The sequence below is a fragment of the Anaeromassilibacillus sp. SJQ-5 genome, assembly GCF_054108045.1.
On the sequence record NZ_JBPJWQ010000001.1, the window covers coordinates 2,426,454 to 2,443,583 of the forward strand.

Consider the following 17,130-nt stretch of genomic DNA (forward strand, 5'->3'; position numbering starts at 1 on the left):
GCCCAGCGGGCCGCCCTTTATTCATGGAGGATAGAATATGGAAGGAATTTTCGATTCCCACGCCCATTACGACGCGGAGCAGTTCGACGAGGATCGGGACGTGCTGCTCGGCCGGCTCCCCTCCCTGGGCGTGGTGGGGGTGGTCAACGCGGCGAGCAACCTCGCCTACTCCCGCACCTCCATCGCGCTGGCCGAGCGGTACCCCTATGTCTACGCGGCGGTGGGGATCCACCCCGAGGAGGCGGGGGCGCTGACCGATGAGGATCTCCGCGAGCTGCGGCGGCTGTACGCCCACCCCAAGGTGGTGGCCATCGGGGAAATCGGGCTGGACTACCATTACGAGGACGCCTGTCCCCGGGCCGTCCAGCAGGATCGCTTCCGGCGGCAGACGGCGCTGGCGGCTCAGCTGGGCGCGCCGGTCATCGTGCACGACCGGGAGGCGCATGAGGATGTCCTGGAGATACTCCGGGAATACCGGCCCGCGGGGGTGATCCACTGCTTTTCCGGCAGCGTGGAGACCATGCGGGAGGCGGTGAAGCTGGGGCTGTACATCGGGCTGGGTGGCGCGGTGACCTTCAAGAACGCCCGCCGGCCGGTGGAGGTGGCGGCGGCGGTACCGCTGGACCGGCTGCTGGTGGAGACCGACGCGCCCTATATGGCGCCGGTGCCCCATCGGGGCAAGCGGTGCGACTCCTCCCTCATCGCCTATACGGCGCAGACGATCGCGCAGGCGCGGGGGATCGACGCGGAAGAGGTGCTGCGCGCGACGGCGGAGAACGCCCGAAGGTTATTCGGCATAAGGTGAGGGCCGCGCTTCATGGACCGCAAACGGTTCTTCAGGGGGCTGCTCTCTTTTGCCATCGTACGGCAGATAGAGTATCCGCTATCCCAGAAGGTCTTTTAACACCTGTTCTATATTGTAGTTGATACAGATGGATTTGCTTTCAATTTCTTCCGGGCAAGCTGCCTCGCCATAGTTAATACAAGCATACGCTGCTTTTGAATTTTGGGCGGTCATCTGCCAGAAGGGGTACTTTATAATTCCCGGAGTGTTGTAGCCTACGCCCAGCTCCAGGAACAATACAGCTTCATGGCCATGCTGATGCAGGAAATCGGAATATCTGGCAGCGGCAGTGTACCAACCCTCATCCTGCACAAAGGTATTGTCCGCCCGCAGGTTCATGCTCATAGGCTTGCCGCATACAGGGCAGCGGGGAACAAGCTCTGACGGCACCTTCATGTCTCGCTGCTCTGCAAGCATTCGGCGCACAGCCTCTTCGTTGTCATAGGTGTTTTGATGGCAAGGCTCCGAGCATTGCCACAGACCATAATCTCCCTGGGTATAGAACAGCCGTTTCTTATCAAAGCCCGCCATTTGGAATTGATGATCCACATTTGTGGTCAGAACAAAGTAGTCTTTATCCTCCACGAATTCCAGCAGGGCATCATAGACCGGCTTTGGAGCGCGTTGGTAGCGGTTTACCATGATGTGGCGACTCCACCACGCCCAATACTCCTCCAGCGATGCAAACGGATAGAAGCCCCCGGAGTACATATCCCGGATGCCATACTTGTCGGCAAAATCCTTGAAGTGTGCTTCAAACCGCTGGCCGGAATAGGTCAATCCTGCCGAAGCAGAAAGACCAGCCCCCGCACCGACCACCACTGCGTCAGCGCTGTTAAGGGCCTGTTTCAGCGATTGAATCTGCACGGAGTATGCGGTGGTAAATCGTTTCGTCAATATCCTTGAAAACATTGAAAATTACCTTCTTGATGGACGTTTCCCACCAGAGAAAGTCCTTGACGGCTTTCACGGCGATTTCAGCGGCCTCCTGGTTAGGAAAGTGAAATTCTCCGGTAGAGATACAACAGAATGCCACGCTTTCCAAGCCATGAGCCGCCGCCAATTCCAGGCAGGAGCGGTAGCAGGACGCCAGGTCCTCCCGAGCCTGGCGGGTAACATGACTTTGGACGATGGGGCCGACGGTGTGCAGGATATACCGGGCGGGAAGATTATACCCTTTTGTCAGCTTGGCCCGTCCTGTGGGCTCCGGGTGCCCCTGGGCTTGCATGATTTGATGGCACTCGTCCCGAAGCTGGAGGCCAGCCGCCGAGTGAATAGCGTTGTCAATGCAGCCGTGGCAGGGGCAGAAACAGCCCAAAAGAGCAGCATTGTCTGCGTCTACGATCGCGTCCACCCTCAGCCGGGTAATATCCCCTTTCCAGACGGCTATCTGCGGGCAGCCGTTGACGGGGGGCAGCGCCGCCCCCTCCACCACACCTTTAGCCTCCCGCTCGGCAGACAGAAGATTGTCCTGTATAGCGAGAAACTCCCGTTTCAGCGGCATGGGAGGGCGGACATTCATCAGACTGCGGAGCAGCCGCCGCTGACTGGCCGTGTCCTGCGGAAAATCCTGCGCCTGCGGCTGGTATTCGGGCATTTCCGCCAGCAGCATGGTGTTGAGCCGCTGTATTTGTTTCAGATATTCCATAATCACTTTCCCCGGCTCCTGATTTCAGGTCTAAGGGGCTGTTGCAAAATTTTACATTTTGCAACAGCCCCTTACGCCTTTCGGATTTACTTGCTCACCACGGAAATCCGCTCCTGGATATGGCTTTCACCGGTGATTTCATCCACCATGGCGATAGCGTAGTCGGCGTAGCTAATGACGCTTTCCCCTTTGCTGTTCAAGGTTAGCTCCTCGCCGCCCAGAATATATTCCCCGGTTCGCTCTCCCTCTGCCTGGAAATCCCCAGCAGGACTGAGGTAGGTCCACTTGACATCCTTGCGCTGGCGCAGTTCGCCCAGGGCCTTGGCCATGGCAGCGGCCAGCGGCTTGAACATCTCGGGAAAGTCCGGGCCGTCAGATACAACGGCGGTGTGCTCCTGGTTGACGTACAGGCTCCCAGCTCCGCCTACCACCAGCAGGCGGGTATCCGTGCCGCTGAGAATATCACACAGGTGCTTCAGTGTCGTGCTGTGCTGGCTCAGCGTATCCGGTGTCCAGGCGCCGAACGCGTCCACCACTGCGTCGAAGCCCTTCAAATCGGCGGCAGTCAGGTCAAACAGGTCTTTCGTGATCACCTTGCTGGCGGCGGATCGGTTCGCCCCGCGAACCACGGCGGTAACATCCAGACCACGCTCCACGGCCTCCTTGACAATCAGAAGACCCGCCTTTCCATTGGCGCAGATAACAGCGATTTTCATGTTGCGTACCTCCATAGATTTTCAATTTTGTTTTGAACGCCGGGGGGTTCCCTTCGTTGTCTGTATCATAGCAGACCTTTGGGACGCTGTGAAGTACGCACAATATTGTGGTATAGGCACCTGAAAGTAACGATTAGACAGTTACCGAGAGGAAACGATTGTGTGGTTTCAAGGGTTCTGGCTTTAGGACAGAAGAAAAAATTTTTCTTGCGCCTTGACCCCAACATGGGAGATACAGTAGAATAATGCTGTACAGCATTTTAGAAACTAACAGACAGGAGGATACTATAATGGAGGCAAAAGCTTTGCCCGCCTGCCCGGTGGAAACAACGCTGACGCTCATCAGTGACAAGTGGAAGGTGCTCATTATTCGAGATTTGCTGTCGGGGACAAAGCGGTTTGGAGAATTAAAGAAATCCATTGGCAGTGTGAGCCAAAAGGTACTGACCTCCCAGCTTCGACAGATGGAGGAAAGCGGTTTGCTTATCCGGACGGTTTTTCCAGAGGTTCCGCCGCGGGTAGAATACACGTTGACAGAGTTGGGACATAGCTTGAAGCCGGTTTTAGATGCTATGTGGAATTGGGGCGAAGAATATAAAGCGAAAAATGCCTGATGGATAGAGAACACAATTGCGGCTCGCGGGCGTAGAAATAGTCCCCCAGCATGAGCTTTTTGGTTCTGAATGGAAAAACTTTCGTCTTGCAATTCATCGCCCCGGCTCAACCTCTTGTATAGTAAGCGCCATCTTAATTTTCGTCCTGGCATAGCCCTCCTTATAGGAAATATGCTCTAAGTGTCCTCGCCAATCACCGAAAAATCGGTTGATTAACAAGTTACTTAGAGCACATATCCCTTTTGACGAACGAAAATATTTTACTATTTGTATTTTTCAGAATTATTTCACCGTTTGTATCTTCACTCTGGTTTCTCACCCAGTTCCTCCAGCAGGCTGGCGGCTTGATAAACCAAATCCCCGCAGGGGCGCTTGCGGTAGAACTCCGCCGTGCGGGGCGTCGGCTCGGGCGACAGTTCTTTACTGGTCAGGCCCAGCAGCTCCCGGCAGACGATGCTGCCGTTTTCCTGGCGGAACCGGGCGGCCAGACGCTGCACCAGCGCATAGGTCTCCCGCTTCTCCTCCCTGGACGTCGGGTCGCTGTACCCGTACAGCATCCCAGCCACCAGCAGCATGCCGGACACCGCCCCGCACACCTCCCGCATCCGCCCCATGCCCCCGCCGAAGGCGGAGGCCAGCCGGGCGGCTGTTTCCTCGCTCAGTCCCATCTCCGGGGCGAAGGCCACCGCCACCGACTGGGCACAGTTATACCCCTGCTGGAATAGGGCCTTGGCCCGCTCTGCTTTTGCTCCCATGACACTCATCCTTTCTTTGTGTTCAGTATATCACAGCCGCCGCGGTTTGTCATGGTCGACGAAAATCGACGGCGGCGGCCTTCCAACTTTTCCCCCGGAGAGGCTGACATTTGCCGCGAAATATGGTATACTGGGACGCGTATTGACAAACCTTTGACAGCGGCCGGTGGTGTGGGCGCCGGGCCGCGGGAAGACTGACAACCGCCTGTTTCGGCCTAGGGGCTTAGTGCTATAGGCCGAAAGCGGCGGGACTTCCGGTTTCTGCGAAATAGAAAGGATCCTATCGATGAACGCCTTTTATGTACCGACCAAAATCTACACGGGCGAGGCCGCCTTTGAAAACCTGAAGCAATATCCCATCCATAACCTGTGCATCATCTGCGATCCCTTTGTGGAAAAGTCGGGGATGGTGAACAAGCTGCTGCGGGTGCTGGACGAGATGGGCGCCCAGTATCGGATTTTTTCGGACATCACCCCCGACCCCAACACCGAGCTGGTGGTGCAGGGACTGTCCCGGATCGTGGCGCACAAGCCAGACGCGGTGCTGGCCATGGGCGGCGGCTCGGCCATCGACGCGGCCAAGGCCATCAGCTACATGTATCAGAAGACCACGGGGGCGGAAAAGCCGCTGTGCATTGCGGTGCCCACCACCAGCGGGACGGGCAGCGAGGCCACCAGCTTCGCGGTCATCACCGACGCGGAGACTCACATTAAGTACCCCATCACCGACGACAAGCTGCTGCCCAACATTGCGATTCTCGACCCCACGCTGGTGCGCAGCGTGCCGCCGGCGGTGACGGCGGACACCGGCATGGACGTGCTGACCCATGCCATCGAGGCCTATGTGTCCACCGGCGCCAACGATTTCTCCGACGCGCTGGCCGAAAAGGCGGTGCGCCTGGTGGTGGAATACCTGCCGTGGGTCTACAAGCACGGGGACGACATGGCCGCGCGCGAGCACATGCACAACGCCTCCAACATGGCGGGCATCGCCTTCAACCACGCGTCCCTGGGCATCAACCACTCCATCGCCCACATTGTGGGCGGGCGGTTCCGGATTCCCCACGGGCGGGCCAACGCCATCGTGCTGCCCTATGTCATCGAGTTCAATTCCCGCCTGGGTGACCGCACCCACGCGGCCGACAGCATGGCGGCCATGAAGTACAGCCAGCTAGGGGTGCTCATTGGCGGTGGCTCTTACGCGGGGCCGCAGGCCATCCGCAACCTCATCATCACCATCGAGAAGATGCAGGCGGAGTTCGACATTCCCTCCTCCCTGAAAAAAGCGGGGGTGGATCAGCAGGCCTTCATGTCCAGCGTGGAGGAACTGGCGGAAATCGCCATCCAGGACAAATGCACGGCCACCAATCCCCGCTCGGTGAGCAAGAAGCGGATGGTGGAGCTGCTTAAGCGGATATACAACGGCCGGTAAGAGCCATAAAAAATGCAGCAGGACGGGGACACAAGGTGTTCCCGTCCTGCTTGCTTTATCCCCTAAAGAGAAAAGAAAATGAAGGCGATTTAATAGAGTTTTAAGAAAACAGGGGCGAACTTAATCGATTTTATACTTGCCGCCCGCCGGACCGTACGATATACTAAAGTTAGCCAATCGTTCACGATTTCGTCACAAAGTACAGGCCGGAACCGGCCGGGAAGGATGAGGCTTTCGATGTTTGACGTTCAGATTCTGGGAATGGATATGTACCGTATCCTGCATACCTTTGTGCTCTTCAGCTTTCTCGGCTACCTGATGGAATGCGTGGTGCTTTCCATCGAGAAAAAACGGCTGGTACTGGATCGGGGATTCATGAAGGGGCCCTTCTGCATCATCTACGGATTCGGCGCCCTCATCATCCCGGCGCTGCTGCGGCCCTTCTCCCACAACCTGTTTCTGCTGTTTGCGGCGGGGATGCTGCTGGCCACGGTTCTGGAATACCTGACCGGCATCGCCATGATGCGGCTGTTCGGCAGCCTGTGGTGGGATTACAGCCACAAGCCCTTCAACTACAAAGGCATCCTGTGCCTGGAAAGCTCGGTGGGCTGGGGCGTGCTGGCTGTGCTCTACTTCCGGGTGCTGGAAGGACTGGTTTCCGGATACATAGGTGCCATTCCCGTGGCGCTGGGCAAGTTCGTGTGCGTGGCCGCGCTTATTTATTTCCCGCTGGATTTCGGCTATCATCTCTATCGCCGGCTGCGCGAACGGCGGGAGGAGCCGCCGATGGAAACCGCGGACAATACGTAAAGGAATGAAAGTCAGGCGCCGCTGTTATCTTTGCATAACAGCGGCGCCTGTTTTATTGATTTCTTTGTAAATTTTTTAATAAAACGGTATACAAAGCGGCTGAAACGCAGTATACTAGAAGCAAGGAACGGGAGAGATCCCGGGGAAAGGACTGGTTTTTTATGCATGATCGCACCATTATCACCATCGGGCGGCAATTCGGCAGCGGCGGCCGCGAAATCGGCAAAAAGCTGGCGGATCAGCTGGGCGTCCCCTTCTACGACAAGGAGCTGCTGGAGCTGGCGGCGGAGCAAAGCGGCATTTCCCGGGACGTGATTGAAAATTATGACGAGATGCCGACCAACAGCCTGCTGTATTCCCTTTCCATGGGCAATTACGGCATGGGCGGGGGCGGGCCGTTCACCATGCCCATCAACCACCAGATTTTCCTGGCCCAGTTCGACGCCATCCAGAAGCTGTCGGCCGATGGGGCCTGCGTCATCGTGGGGCGCTGCGCGGACTACGCGCTGAGCAAATACCCCCATCTGGTGAGCGTGTTCGTCCACGCGGAGATGAAAAAGCGGGTGGAGCGTGTCTGCCGGCTGTACAATCTCAGCGACAAGGAGGCCGCGGAGCGGATCATCAAGGTGGACAAAAAGCGGGCGTCCTATCACAACTTCTATTCCACCAAGAAATGGGGCAATGCGGACAGCTATCATCTGAGCGTGGACAGCGGGGCCATCGGTATTGACGGCACCGTGGATCTCATCCGTCTGTTCGCGGACAAAAAAGAAGCCTAGATAAAATCTTGCGGGCCATGAAATGTGGCCCGCATTTCGCGTTTATAAGCGCGAAACCGCGCTTTTCCCGACGCATGGCTTATCATTCGCCCAACGCCAGCACTTCACACCGGCAGGAACGGCAGAGATGGGCCGAGCCTACGGGCTTGAGATCGTCGCCGCCACCGCAGGCGCAGCAGGCGGGCTTCACCGGGCGCAGAACGACCGACACGCTCGCCGGGTCACAGGTCAGCTCCATGGTGGTATTGGCTTTGGCTTCCAGCGCCGCCCGCAGCGCCTGGGGGATGACGATCCGGCCCAGGCCGTCCAATTCCATCAGGAATTTTTCCGACCCGGCGCAGGACGCTTTTTCCAGCAGGAGGCCGGCCCCCTGCTTGTCCAGCGTGACGCGCACGCAGCCGCCCGGTTCCAGGCACAGATCCCGGCGCATATCCAGGGGCAGGACCAGACGGCCCACGGCGTCCAGCTTCCTCAAAATTGTATACGAATTCATGATCATCCGACTCCCTTTGACATTGATGTGGTTTGTTTTTTCGGCGTTTCTATACTATACCATCTTTATCTGTAAGATTCTGTCGAATAGCCGCATGAAAGAAGGGGATGCCGCGATTCTTTCGAGTTTTTCCGGGGCGGTTCCGGCGTTTTTCGACAGGATCCCCATGTCTTCCGCAAAATTGGTTTTTTATCAAAAATCCATCGAAGCAGCGGCTTGCAGAAAGGCGGGAAACATGGTAAACTAAATAGGTATATCGAAAGGGTATGCGAGTAGGTTAAAAGGCGGTAATTTCCCATGGCAAAAAAAGCCCCCATCGATCCTTTGGTGCGGCCCTACCTGAAATGGGCGGGCGGCAAGCGGCAGCTGATGCCGGAAATTCAGCGGACCATTCCCCGAAGATATACCACCTATTATGAACCGTTTGTCGGCGCCGGGGCGCTGCTGTTTGCCATTCAGCCCCGCCGGGCCGTCATCAACGATCACAACGAACAGCTGATTGTCACCTATATGGCCATCCGAGATGACGTGGAGGCGCTGATCGCCCTGCTGAAAACCCATAAGGAGAACACCAGCCAGGAATATTTTTATGAAATCCGCTCCCTGGATCGGGACGCGGAGGCGTTTGCCGCCCTCTCCCCCGTGGAAAAGGCGGCGCGATTGATTTACCTGAACAAAACCTGCTTCAACGGGCTGTATCGGGTGAATCTGCAGGGGCTGTTCAACGTCCCCTACGGCCGGTACAAAAACCCCGCCATTTTCGACGAGGAGAGTCTGCGGGCTGTCAGCCGGTATCTGAACGGCAACGACGTCGACATCCTCACCGGGGATTTTGCCGCGGCGGTAGAAGGCGCGGACGGGGAATCCTTCGTCTATTTCGATCCGCCCTATCACAGCAAGGACAACACGAATTTTACGGGATATCAGGCCGGAGGCTTCGGGGAAAGCGAGCAGATCCGGCTGCGCGACGTCTACGCCGAGCTGAGCGGACGGGGCGCCAAGTGCCTGCTCAGCAACGCGGATACGCCTTTCATCCGGGAGCTGTACCGAGGCTTTACGATCAAAACGGTCATGGCCAGCCGGGCAATCAACGCCAACGCCAACGGGCGGGGGCCGGTCAGCGAGGTTCTGATTAAAAACTGGTAGCTGGCAGGCGGGCGGCGGCCCGCCTGATGCGGCCCGTACCACCGGCGGGGATGGGCTGTATGTATCCTTCGCCGGAGAGAGGAAGTCACCTATGGCGGAAAAGAGTATCAGCATAGACAAGGCTTGGGAAATCCTGTTTGATCGGCATGATATTGCCAAACAAGTGGCGACCAGGGGATCGTTCCGTATTTCCTCCGCCGATATCAATACGGTGAAGGAAGCCCGGCTGATGGCCAAGTTCGACCAGTCGACGCAGCTTCCCGCCATCTTCAAGGAAAACAAGCTGTCCATCCTGCCGATATCCCGGGGCGAGTATATCATTGGCGGCTTCGAAACCCATGCCAAGATCAAGTACGACTCGGTCCGGCCCACACCGGTGCCGGTGCCGAACCTGCAGACCATCGATTATACCAACCTATACAGCGAATCCTCCGCCCTGCTGTTTGCTTACAACAGCGGGATTATTGCGGACATTCTGGGGGGCGAGGCGGTTTTCACCGTCAACGGCCGGATGTCGTCGGGGTCATTTTCCTATTGGGTGCGCAATAACCGCCTGCCGGCGGGAGAGCAGCACCTGGACGTGGTCAACGCCCAGGTGGAGATCGACGCCGGATATGAAAGCCGGGACGCGCTGATGCTCTGCGAGGCGAAAAACGTGGCGGTGGACGAGCTGCTCATCCGGCAGCTGTATTATCCCTACCGCCTGTGGAGCTCGAAGATTTCCAAGCCGATTCTGCCGGTGTTTTTGGTGTATTCCAACGACGTGTTCCACGCCTTCATTTACCGCTTTTTCGATCGCGAATTCTACAATTCCCTGGAGCTGGTGGAGCACAAGGCCTACACCTTTGCGGACGAGGACATCCATCTCAAGGATGTCGTCGACATCTGGAACAGCATCCAGTGCACCGAGGAGCCGCCCATCACCTTCCCCCAGGCCGACACTTTCTCCCGGATTGTGGATATTCTCTCGGTGCTGTACGAAAAGACCATGACGCCCGAGGAGGTCACGCTCAAGTACGATTTCGACGCCCGGCAGACCAGCTACTACATATCGGCGTGCGAGTATCTGGGGCTGCTTTACCGGGACACCAACGAGTATGGAGAGCGGCAGTACACCCTCAGCCGGGAGGCCAAAAGCATCATGGAGCTGCGGTACAAGCAGAAATATCTGGCTCTCATCCGCAAGATGCTCGAGCGGCCGGTGTTCCACAAGGCGTTCGGCGTGGCGCTGCGCTCCTCCGGCGTGCCGGAGAAAGCCGCTATCTGCAAAATCATGGAGGAGGCGGATTTGCCCATCAACGGCACCACCATCATGCGCCGCTCCTCCACGGTGCGGGGATGGCTCGAGTGGATTTTCAGCCAGCTGTGTCTGGCGGATCAGCGGGAGCTGCATCTGATATAAAAGTAAGGCCGCCGGTTGTTCCGGCGGCCTTTTCCGTTATCGATCGCTGCCGGGCGAGGTGGTGAGCACCACCTCGCGCAGCCTGTTCATAAACCGCTTGTACTGCGGGAAGGACACGTTTTCCAGCACAAAATGATCTGGGCCGGGGATGCAGCGGCCCTGCCGGATCAGCCGGCGTGCCCGCTCCATCTGCTCCTCAATGGCCTCCTCCCCCAAGGCGCAGGCGTTTTTCTCCAGGCAGCCCAGGGCCGCCATGCCGGGGAGCTCCCGCAGGACGCGGAAGGGGTCGCACCCGGCCCCCACCTCGAAGGGGTACATGGCGTTGACGCCGTTCGCGTGCATCTGCCGGGCCAGCGCGTTGATGTTGCCGTCGCTGTCCACCAGCACCAGGGGAATCCGGTGGGCGTCGGCAAAGCGGCGCATCTTTTGGAAATTCGGGGCGAGAAATTCCTCGAAGATGGCCGGCGAGATGATAGAGCCGTTCTTGCTGGCCATATCCTCCCAGCTTTCGATCAAATCGAACGCCACGCCGTCGCACAGACGCTCCCAGAGACGGCAGCAAAAGTCCATGTAGCTGTCCATAATATCGTGCACCAGCTCCGGATCGTCGTAGAACGCGTAGCAGAGGGCTTCGTCCCCCATCATGTTCCGGGCAAAGCCGTAGACGCCTCCGCCGGTCAATTGCAGCGGGTAGTCCCGCTGCCGGTACATCTCGACATAGTGCTCCCAGTGGGGCGGAAGGCGGCGGGGATCCGCCGGATCCAGATACCGGCTTTTGATGCGATCCCAGTCCTCCCGGCTTTTCACAGGGTATTCCAGCGTGTGCTGGTGGTAGTCCGTCCCCTTGTTCTGCCGCACCACCTTGCCATAGCTGTAACGGATCACCGCCGACTGGGCGTCCTCGCTGAGGACTTCGGTTTCGATCTCCCCGCAGAGGTCGAAATTCACCGGTGTAATCCGCCAGCCGCGATAGCCGCCTTCAAACCCCAGCAGCTCGTCGATATACGTGTGCAGGCCGGGGTAGTCCCGCTCCCAGGCCGGCAGCACGTCGTTGGTTCCGCCGAAAATCTTCATGAACGGCACCCGGTCGGTATCCTGCCCGGTCAGGGTTCTGACAAACCGTTCTCTGGTGGTCAGCTGAGCCATTGTCAACACACTCTTTTCCTTTGGTTTCGCATCTGCTATACTCAATATAGCGCACCTTGCGCACCGGCGCGAAGCGATTCTTACCAGAAAGCGCGCAAACGGCGCAATTCCTACCATCTTGCCGGAAAGGACGGCGGTTTGATGAGAAGCATTCAGGAAACCCTGCCCTGGGAGGACGCCGCCCTCAAAATCCGCTGCTTCACGCTGCGGGGGCGGCTGGGCGTCCCCTCCTACTGCCATTGGCACAACGAGGTGGAAATCGTATACAGCCGGACGGGAAGCGGTATCCAGCAGGTTCACGAGACCTCCTACGTCCTGGCTCCCGGCGCGCTGGCGGTCATCGGCCAGAACCAGCTGCATGCCTATACCCCCTGTGACACCGAGGCGGACCTGCTGGTTCTGCAGTTCGACGCCGCTGCCTTTCTGAACGGCAGCCAGGCGGGCGGCCGCATGGGCGAGGCGTGGCTGGCGGGGCGGCTGTTTTTCGATGCGCCCGTCCCGGCGGGGCCGGAAATGGGCCGCCTTTTGGAGAGGATTCACGCGGAGCTGAAGGGGCGCCCCGACGGCTATCAAACCGCCGTGACCGCCGACGTGCTGCGGCTGCTGGTCGATCTGTACCGCACCGATCGGGGCCGGCTGTCCACGGTTTCCCTGGCCAATCCCTCCGATCGGCAGCGGGATATGCTGGCCAAGGCATTCGAGCTGATCAACGAGCAATACGATCGCGAGGGGCTGACCTTGGCTCAGGCGGCCGGGGCCGTCCATCTGAGCGTGTCGCACTTCTGTCGGCTGTTCAAGCAGGCGACTGGTATGACGTTTCACCGGTATTTGAACCATTACCGCATCGTGCAGGCCCGCCAGATGCTGGACACCGGGCGGACGCTTTCCGAGGCGGCCTTTGCCTGCGGCTTCGGCAGCCTTTCCGCGTTCCACCGCAGCTATAAAAAGTACGGAACAAGCTCTGACATATAGAAAAAAGCCATGGAAGCATAAGCTTCCATGGCTTTTCGTTGGTTGCGGGGGCCAGATTTGAACTGACGACCTTCGGGTTATGAGCCCGACGAGCTACCGGACTGCTCCACCCCGCGATGTATGCCTCTCTCAGAGCGCTTTACTATTATATAGTACCTGTTCGGAAATTGCAACCCTTTTTTTGCATTTTCCTGTATTTTCTTTAGATAAAGAAAAAGGGGCGCGGAAAGCGTCTCTTTCCGCGCCCTGAGGGATTATTCGATGGTCAGGACATCCCGCACAGCTCCTTCGCCCGAGCAGGTGACGGTCACGGTGTCCCCCGCCTTGTAGAAGGGGAGCTTGCTGGAGGTCTGAATCCCCGCCACGTAGATGGTATCGGCGCCGTCGAGCTTGAAGTAATAGCGGGTGAAGCCCTCGGAGACGGCGCTGTGAATCTCCTGAATAACGCCGGTCACCGGTTCGCCCCCCGCCGAGACGGCGCCGTCGTCGCTCAGGGCCTTGACGTAGCTGGCGCGGGCCTCGGCCACAGTGCCGCCGGTGCCCACAAGCTGGTATTGTTCCACATCCACAAAGGCGTACATCTTCACCAGGCCCGCGTTGTCCTTAAGCGACATGAAGTAGGTGGGGCGATCCGCCACGTTGAGCAGCAGCGGGAAGGTGGCGGTATACCGCAGATTCTGCACCTTACCCTCGGCGGAGCTCATGGCGGAGAATTCTTCGGCGCCGGGAATTTCATAAAATTTCGTGTCCTTGGTGCGCATGTTGATGAGCACGAAGCCCACGTTGGACTGATCCCCGGTGACGGAGGTCATGCCGGTATACAGATACACGTCGTCGTTGACAGCGATGTAGTTGTATCCTTCAGTGGGCCGCAGCACGCCCCGCTGACCGATATAGGCGTTCCAAAAGCCGGACTGAAACTGGCCGTTATAGGTCATCTGCTCCAGCAGCATATCGGCGTGGTACACCTGATCCACCCAGGTGGGGATTTTATCCACCGGATAATACTGATGGCCGCCGGTGACAGCGTTGATGAGAATAGCGCCCTCCACGTCCCGGCCGCCCCACATGCCGATGCGGTAGGTGACAGTGGAGACAATCCAGTAGGGAGTGCCGCTGTCGTCCACCTCGAAGGAAAAGTTCTCATCGAACATTTTGGTGGGATACTGAAACCGGGCGTAGCGGCCAATATTGCGCAGGAACAGCTCGGAGGGGGAATATTTCATCCCCTGCTCCAGACGCACCAGCTTGGTGTCCTGGGTGACCATATCCACCTGAATGTAGGCGGGCAGGCCCTGCTTGTGATTGTTAAACCATTTGATGACGTCGCCGTAAACCAGGGGGGTGACCCGCACGGGACGGTTGTTCAGGTTGATTTGGGTGTAATTCTCCGCAATCTCGAACTGGGAAACCAGGTCGGCCATCTCGCCCAGCTTGCGCTTGCCCAGCTGCTTGGCGGTGTCCCTGTCGACGACGGGGATTTGATTCATGGACAACTCGGCCACGTCGGCGGTGAAATCGCCGGTTTCGGTCTTGAGCAGATCCCGATACCGGGCGGAATGGAATAGGGGGACGCCGGTCAGCATCAGCACCAGCGCCAGGACAAGAATTCCGCCGAGGATCAGAAGCATCACTTTTGTAAACCGGGTCATGGGGCGGCGTTCCGCCACCGGCTTGCCCGCCTTGCCGCGGACGGTGAAGTCGGGCAGGCCGGCCAGGGCCGTCAGCAGCCGGGGGAGGGAAACGGCAGCCAGCACCACCGCCAGGGTCAGGACGATGAACGTCCAGAACAGGGGGCTGGCGGGATGGAGAGGGGGCAGCATGAACCAATACAGCAAAAAGATCACGATAGCAGCCAGCACGCCGCAAATCACGCGGGATTTTAAACCTTTTCTCATCGGGTACGTTCTGTCCTTTCTTGGCCCGCCCCGGTCAATCGAGGCGGGTAGTGAGACTACAGTACCATAGTTCCCGCCTTTACGCAAGAAAACCGGCCCGATCTTTACAAAATCTAAATAGTTCTCCGACAAGAAAAACCGGAGGGGCGGCTCCCCTCCGGTTCGCGGTTCAGTCTTCGTCGGCCACCTTGTATTGCTCGATCACCTTTTGGGCCACGTTGGCCGGGGCTTCCTCGTACCGCTCGAAGGCGATGCGGAAATAGCCGCGGCCCTGGGTCAGGGAGCGCAGGAAGGTGGCGTAGTCCCCGGCCTCCGCCATGGGCACCTCGGCCTCCACGCAGGTCAAATCCTCGTCCTCCGCGGGATTCATGCCCAGCACCCGGCCCCGTCGCTTGTTGATATCGCCCATGATGTCACCGGTGTTGTCGTTGGGCACATAGGCCTTCAGGCTGGCGATGGGCTCGAGCAGCACGGGAGATGCCTGAGGGATGCCGGCCTTATAGGCCAGGTTAGCGGCCGTTTTAAAGGCCATTTCGGAGGAGTCCACCGGGTGGTAGGATCCGTCCACCAGGGTGGCCTTCAGCCCTACCATGGGGAAGCCGGCCAGCACGCCCTTTTTCGCGCTGTCCCGCAGGCCCTTTTCCACGGCCGGGAAGTAGTTCTTGGGCACCGAGCCGCCGAACACCTTCTCGGCAAACTCCAGCTCCTCGCAGTCCCAGGGCTCGAACTCCACCCAGACGTCGCCGAACTGGCCATGGCCGCCCGACTGCTTCTTATGCCGCCCCTGCACCTTGACCTTCTTGCGAATGGTTTCCCGGTAAGGGACGCGGGGCGTTTCCAGCGTGACCTCCACGCCGAACTTGCTCTTCAGCTTGGACACCACCACGTCCAAGTGCTGCTCGCCCAGACCCGAGAGGATGGATTCCTTGGTCTCCTGGTTGGTGGTGAAGACGATGGTGGGATCCTCCTCCATCAGACGGCCGAGGCCGTAGGCCATCTTCTCCTCGTCCCCCTTCTTGACGGTATGCACCGCCATGGACAGGCAAGGCTCGTCAAAGGGCACGCCGGGCAGGATGACGGGGCGGGCGGGGGCGCACAGGGTATCCCCGGTGTTGGTGCCCGCCAGCTTGGAGACCGCGCCGATGTCGCCGGCCGGCACGCAGGCGGTTTCTTCCTGCTTCTTGCCCCGCACCACGAACAGCTTGCCGATTTTCTCCATGGCACCGGTGCGCATATTCATCAGGCTGGTATCCGGGGTCATCTTGCCGCTGACCACCTTGAAGTACAGCAGCTTGCCCACGAAGGGATCGACGATGGTCTTGAACACAATGGCGGCGGTCTGTGCGTTGTCATTGACAGCCAGTTCCACCGCATTGCCGTTGGGATCCACGCCGGTTTCCCCGGCCACCGACTCCGCCCACGGGGCCAGCCATATCAGACCGTTGAGCAGCTGATCCACGCCGCTGAGATCCTGGGCAGATCCACAGAAGACCGGAGCGATGTCCCCCTTACGCACGCCGGAAGCAATGCCCATGATCCGCTCGTCGGGGGTAAAATCCTCGCCGGAGAAGTACTTTTCCATCAGCTCCTCGCTGGTCTCGGCCACCGCCTCGTTGATGGCGGTACGCAGGCCGTCCAGCCGGTGGCCCATGTCGGGCAGGGGCACGGGCGCGGCTTTACCGTTCTGATAGGTATAGGCCTTATATTCCAGCAGGTTTATGTAGCACTTAACCTGATGATCCTCCACATAGGGCACCACCAGAGGGCAGACCATAGGGCCGAACTTGGTTTTCAGCTCCTCAAAAACCTTATAAAAGTCGGCGTTCTCATTGTCCATCTTATTGACGAAGAACATGGTGGCGATGCCCTTTTTCTGAGCCGCACGGAATCCCTTCTCCGCGCCGACAGTCACGCCGCTTTTGCCCGATACCACCACCACGGCGCTGCCCGCCGCGCGGATGCCTTCCCGCATGCCCCCCGCAAAGTCGAAGAGACCGGGGGTGTCCAGCAGGTTTATCTTGGTATCCTTCCATTCCACCGGCAGCAGGGCGGTGGACACCGACGCCTTCCGCTTGATTTCCTCCGGATCAAAATCGCAAATGGTATTCCCATCGGGGACACGCCCCAGACGCTCCGACTGGCCGGTCAGATAAAAAGCCGCTTCGGCCAGCGAGGTCTTTCCCGAACCGGCATGGCCGACCAGGGCAACATTTCGGATGGTTTTGGCGTTGTACTGTTTCAAGTGTGAACTCCCCTTTCAAATTCTATACGGAGGGAACCGACCGCCCCGGCGACGTGGACAAGTTCGACCGCGTTCGGAGCGCTTCGGCAGAATGTGAGCTATGTTGCACAAAATATACCCACAAGAATTCTTCCTCTTTGATAAGTATAGCCTATCCCCTATCAAATTTCAAGGTCTAGTTCATCAAACCAAAAAAATCACCCACTGCCACAACAGGCGGTGAGTGATTTTGT

At 58.5% G+C, this 17,130-nt stretch carries 16 protein-coding genes and 1 tRNA gene; 8 read left to right on the forward strand and 9 right to left on the reverse strand.

Annotated elements, in window-relative coordinates; genetic code table 11:
• Positions 1 to 37 precede the first annotated feature (37 nt).
• Positions 38 to 805, forward strand: a complete 768-nt coding sequence (locus ACSAMM_RS10335) for a TatD family hydrolase (RefSeq protein ID WP_178723000.1) — start codon at positions 38 to 40, stop codon at positions 803 to 805.
• Positions 806 to 883: 78 nt separating this feature from the next.
• Here ACSAMM_RS10335 and ACSAMM_RS10340 read toward each other — a convergent pair whose 3' ends face one another.
• The 3 genes from ACSAMM_RS10340 to ACSAMM_RS10350 form a co-directional block, all read right to left on the reverse strand.
• Positions 884 to 1,756 (reverse strand): SIR2 family NAD-dependent protein deacylase, encoded by an 873-nt coding sequence (locus ACSAMM_RS10340; protein WP_457791281.1) that lies wholly within the window; start codon positions 1,754 to 1,756, stop codon positions 884 to 886.
• Positions 1,680 to 2,492: a protein-ADP-ribose hydrolase gene (locus ACSAMM_RS10345; RefSeq protein ID WP_457791282.1), complete on the reverse strand. Its 813-nt coding sequence runs from the start codon at positions 2,490 to 2,492 to the stop codon at positions 1,680 to 1,682. The genes ACSAMM_RS10340 and ACSAMM_RS10345 overlap by 77 nt, the downstream gene beginning before the upstream one ends.
• An 86-nt stretch (positions 2,493 to 2,578) precedes the next feature.
• A complete protein-coding gene (locus ACSAMM_RS10350; protein ID WP_457791283.1) occupies positions 2,579 to 3,208 on the reverse strand; it encodes an NAD(P)-dependent oxidoreductase in 630 nt (209 codons plus the stop codon).
• A gap of 290 nt (positions 3,209 to 3,498) precedes the next feature.
• On the opposite strand from ACSAMM_RS10350, the gene ACSAMM_RS10355 reads away from it, so the two are divergent.
• Positions 3,499 to 3,822 carry a winged helix-turn-helix transcriptional regulator gene (locus tag ACSAMM_RS10355; RefSeq protein WP_178723007.1) on the forward strand — a complete coding sequence of 108 codons (324 nt, stop codon included), beginning with the start codon at positions 3,499 to 3,501 and terminating at the stop codon, positions 3,820 to 3,822.
• Positions 3,823 to 4,124: 302 nt separating this feature from the next.
• On the opposite strand, the gene ACSAMM_RS10360 is transcribed toward ACSAMM_RS10355, so the two are convergent.
• A complete protein-coding gene (locus tag ACSAMM_RS10360; protein ID WP_457791284.1) occupies positions 4,125 to 4,577 on the reverse strand; it encodes a C-GCAxxG-C-C family protein in 453 nt (150 codons plus the stop codon).
• 286 nt (positions 4,578 to 4,863) lie between these two features.
• Between ACSAMM_RS10360 and ACSAMM_RS10365 the strand changes: the two genes are divergently transcribed.
• The 3 genes from ACSAMM_RS10365 to ACSAMM_RS10375 all read left to right on the forward strand — a co-directional run bounded on the left by ACSAMM_RS10365 (position 4,864) and on the right by ACSAMM_RS10375 (position 7,598).
• Positions 4,864 to 6,009, forward strand: coding sequence for an iron-containing alcohol dehydrogenase (locus tag ACSAMM_RS10365; RefSeq protein ID WP_178723011.1), 1,146 nt, complete (start codon positions 4,864 to 4,866; stop codon positions 6,007 to 6,009).
• 237 nt (positions 6,010 to 6,246) lie between these two features.
• Complete coding sequence (locus ACSAMM_RS10370; protein ID WP_457791285.1) at positions 6,247 to 6,819, forward strand: putative ABC transporter permease; 573 nt, start codon at positions 6,247 to 6,249, stop codon at positions 6,817 to 6,819.
• A 161-nt stretch (positions 6,820 to 6,980) separates the two neighbouring features.
• Positions 6,981 to 7,598, forward strand: a complete 618-nt coding sequence (locus ACSAMM_RS10375; RefSeq protein WP_178723013.1) for a cytidylate kinase family protein — start codon at positions 6,981 to 6,983, stop codon at positions 7,596 to 7,598.
• Between the two features lie 82 nt (positions 7,599 to 7,680).
• On the opposite strand, the gene ACSAMM_RS10380 is transcribed toward ACSAMM_RS10375, so the two are convergent.
• Entirely contained in the window at positions 7,681 to 8,091 is a 411-nt protein-coding gene (locus ACSAMM_RS10380) for a hypothetical protein (protein WP_457791286.1), read from the reverse strand.
• A 297-nt stretch (positions 8,092 to 8,388) separates the two neighbouring features.
• Here ACSAMM_RS10380 and ACSAMM_RS10385 point away from each other — a divergent pair, with 297 nt between their 5' ends.
• Both ACSAMM_RS10385 and ACSAMM_RS10390 read left to right on the forward strand, forming a co-directional pair.
• Positions 8,389 to 9,237: a Dam family site-specific DNA-(adenine-N6)-methyltransferase gene (locus ACSAMM_RS10385; protein WP_178723016.1), complete on the forward strand. Its 849-nt coding sequence runs from the start codon at positions 8,389 to 8,391 to the stop codon at positions 9,235 to 9,237.
• 91 nt (positions 9,238 to 9,328) lie between these two features.
• Positions 9,329 to 10,639, forward strand: coding sequence for a type II restriction enzyme (locus ACSAMM_RS10390; RefSeq protein ID WP_457791287.1), 1,311 nt, complete (start codon positions 9,329 to 9,331; stop codon positions 10,637 to 10,639).
• Positions 10,640 to 10,675: 36 nt separating this feature from the next.
• Here ACSAMM_RS10390 and ACSAMM_RS10395 read toward each other — a convergent pair whose 3' ends face one another.
• Positions 10,676 to 11,785 carry a uroporphyrinogen decarboxylase family protein gene (locus tag ACSAMM_RS10395; RefSeq protein WP_457792178.1) on the reverse strand — a complete coding sequence of 370 codons (1,110 nt, stop codon included), beginning with the start codon at positions 11,783 to 11,785 and terminating at the stop codon, positions 10,676 to 10,678.
• 141 nt (positions 11,786 to 11,926) lie between these two features.
• Here ACSAMM_RS10395 and ACSAMM_RS10400 point away from each other — a divergent pair, with 141 nt between their 5' ends.
• Positions 11,927 to 12,757, forward strand: coding sequence for a helix-turn-helix domain-containing protein (locus ACSAMM_RS10400; RefSeq protein WP_178723022.1), 831 nt, complete (start codon positions 11,927 to 11,929; stop codon positions 12,755 to 12,757).
• Between the two features lie 39 nt (positions 12,758 to 12,796).
• On the opposite strand, the gene ACSAMM_RS10405 is transcribed toward ACSAMM_RS10400, so the two are convergent.
• The 3 genes from ACSAMM_RS10405 to ACSAMM_RS10415 form a co-directional block, all read right to left on the reverse strand.
• Positions 12,797 to 12,873, reverse strand: a tRNA-Met gene (locus ACSAMM_RS10405).
• Between the two features lie 138 nt (positions 12,874 to 13,011).
• The gene (locus ACSAMM_RS10410) at positions 13,012 to 14,655 is read right to left on the reverse strand and encodes a CvpA family protein (RefSeq protein ID WP_457791288.1); all 1,644 of its coding nucleotides are present in this window, start codon (positions 14,653 to 14,655) and stop codon (positions 13,012 to 13,014) included.
• A 169-nt stretch (positions 14,656 to 14,824) separates the two neighbouring features.
• Positions 14,825 to 16,897: an elongation factor G gene (locus tag ACSAMM_RS10415; RefSeq protein ID WP_178722460.1), complete on the reverse strand. Its 2,073-nt coding sequence runs from the start codon at positions 16,895 to 16,897 to the stop codon at positions 14,825 to 14,827.
• Positions 16,898 to 17,130 lie beyond the last annotated feature (233 nt).

Bases quoted from the DNA above. Each gene is read 5' to 3' on its own strand.
- ACSAMM_RS10335 (WP_178723000.1), top strand. From the start codon at position 38: ATGGAAGGAATTTTCGATTCCCACGCCCATTACGACGCGGAGCAGTTC.
- ACSAMM_RS10340 (WP_457791281.1), bottom strand. From the start codon at position 1,756: ATGTTTTCAAGGATATTGACGAAACGATTTACCACCGCATACTCCGTG.
- ACSAMM_RS10345 (WP_457791282.1), bottom strand. From the start codon at position 2,492: ATGGAATATCTGAAACAAATACAGCGGCTCAACACCATGCTGCTGGCG.
- ACSAMM_RS10350 (WP_457791283.1), bottom strand. From the start codon at position 3,208: ATGAAAATCGCTGTTATCTGCGCCAATGGAAAGGCGGGTCTTCTGATT.
- ACSAMM_RS10355 (WP_178723007.1), top strand. From the start codon at position 3,499: ATGGAGGCAAAAGCTTTGCCCGCCTGCCCGGTGGAAACAACGCTGACG.
- ACSAMM_RS10360 (WP_457791284.1), bottom strand. From the start codon at position 4,577: ATGGGAGCAAAAGCAGAGCGGGCCAAGGCCCTATTCCAGCAGGGGTAT.
- ACSAMM_RS10365 (WP_178723011.1), top strand. From the start codon at position 4,864: ATGAACGCCTTTTATGTACCGACCAAAATCTACACGGGCGAGGCCGCC.
- ACSAMM_RS10370 (WP_457791285.1), top strand. From the start codon at position 6,247: ATGTTTGACGTTCAGATTCTGGGAATGGATATGTACCGTATCCTGCAT.
- ACSAMM_RS10375 (WP_178723013.1), top strand. From the start codon at position 6,981: ATGCATGATCGCACCATTATCACCATCGGGCGGCAATTCGGCAGCGGC.
- ACSAMM_RS10380 (WP_457791286.1), bottom strand. From the start codon at position 8,091: ATGAATTCGTATACAATTTTGAGGAAGCTGGACGCCGTGGGCCGTCTG.
- ACSAMM_RS10385 (WP_178723016.1), top strand. From the start codon at position 8,389: ATGGCAAAAAAAGCCCCCATCGATCCTTTGGTGCGGCCCTACCTGAAA.
- ACSAMM_RS10390 (WP_457791287.1), top strand. From the start codon at position 9,329: ATGGCGGAAAAGAGTATCAGCATAGACAAGGCTTGGGAAATCCTGTTT.
- ACSAMM_RS10395 (WP_457792178.1), bottom strand. From the start codon at position 11,785: ATGGCTCAGCTGACCACCAGAGAACGGTTTGTCAGAACCCTGACCGGG.
- ACSAMM_RS10400 (WP_178723022.1), top strand. From the start codon at position 11,927: ATGAGAAGCATTCAGGAAACCCTGCCCTGGGAGGACGCCGCCCTCAAA.
- ACSAMM_RS10410 (WP_457791288.1), bottom strand. From the start codon at position 14,655: ATGAGAAAAGGTTTAAAATCCCGCGTGATTTGCGGCGTGCTGGCTGCT.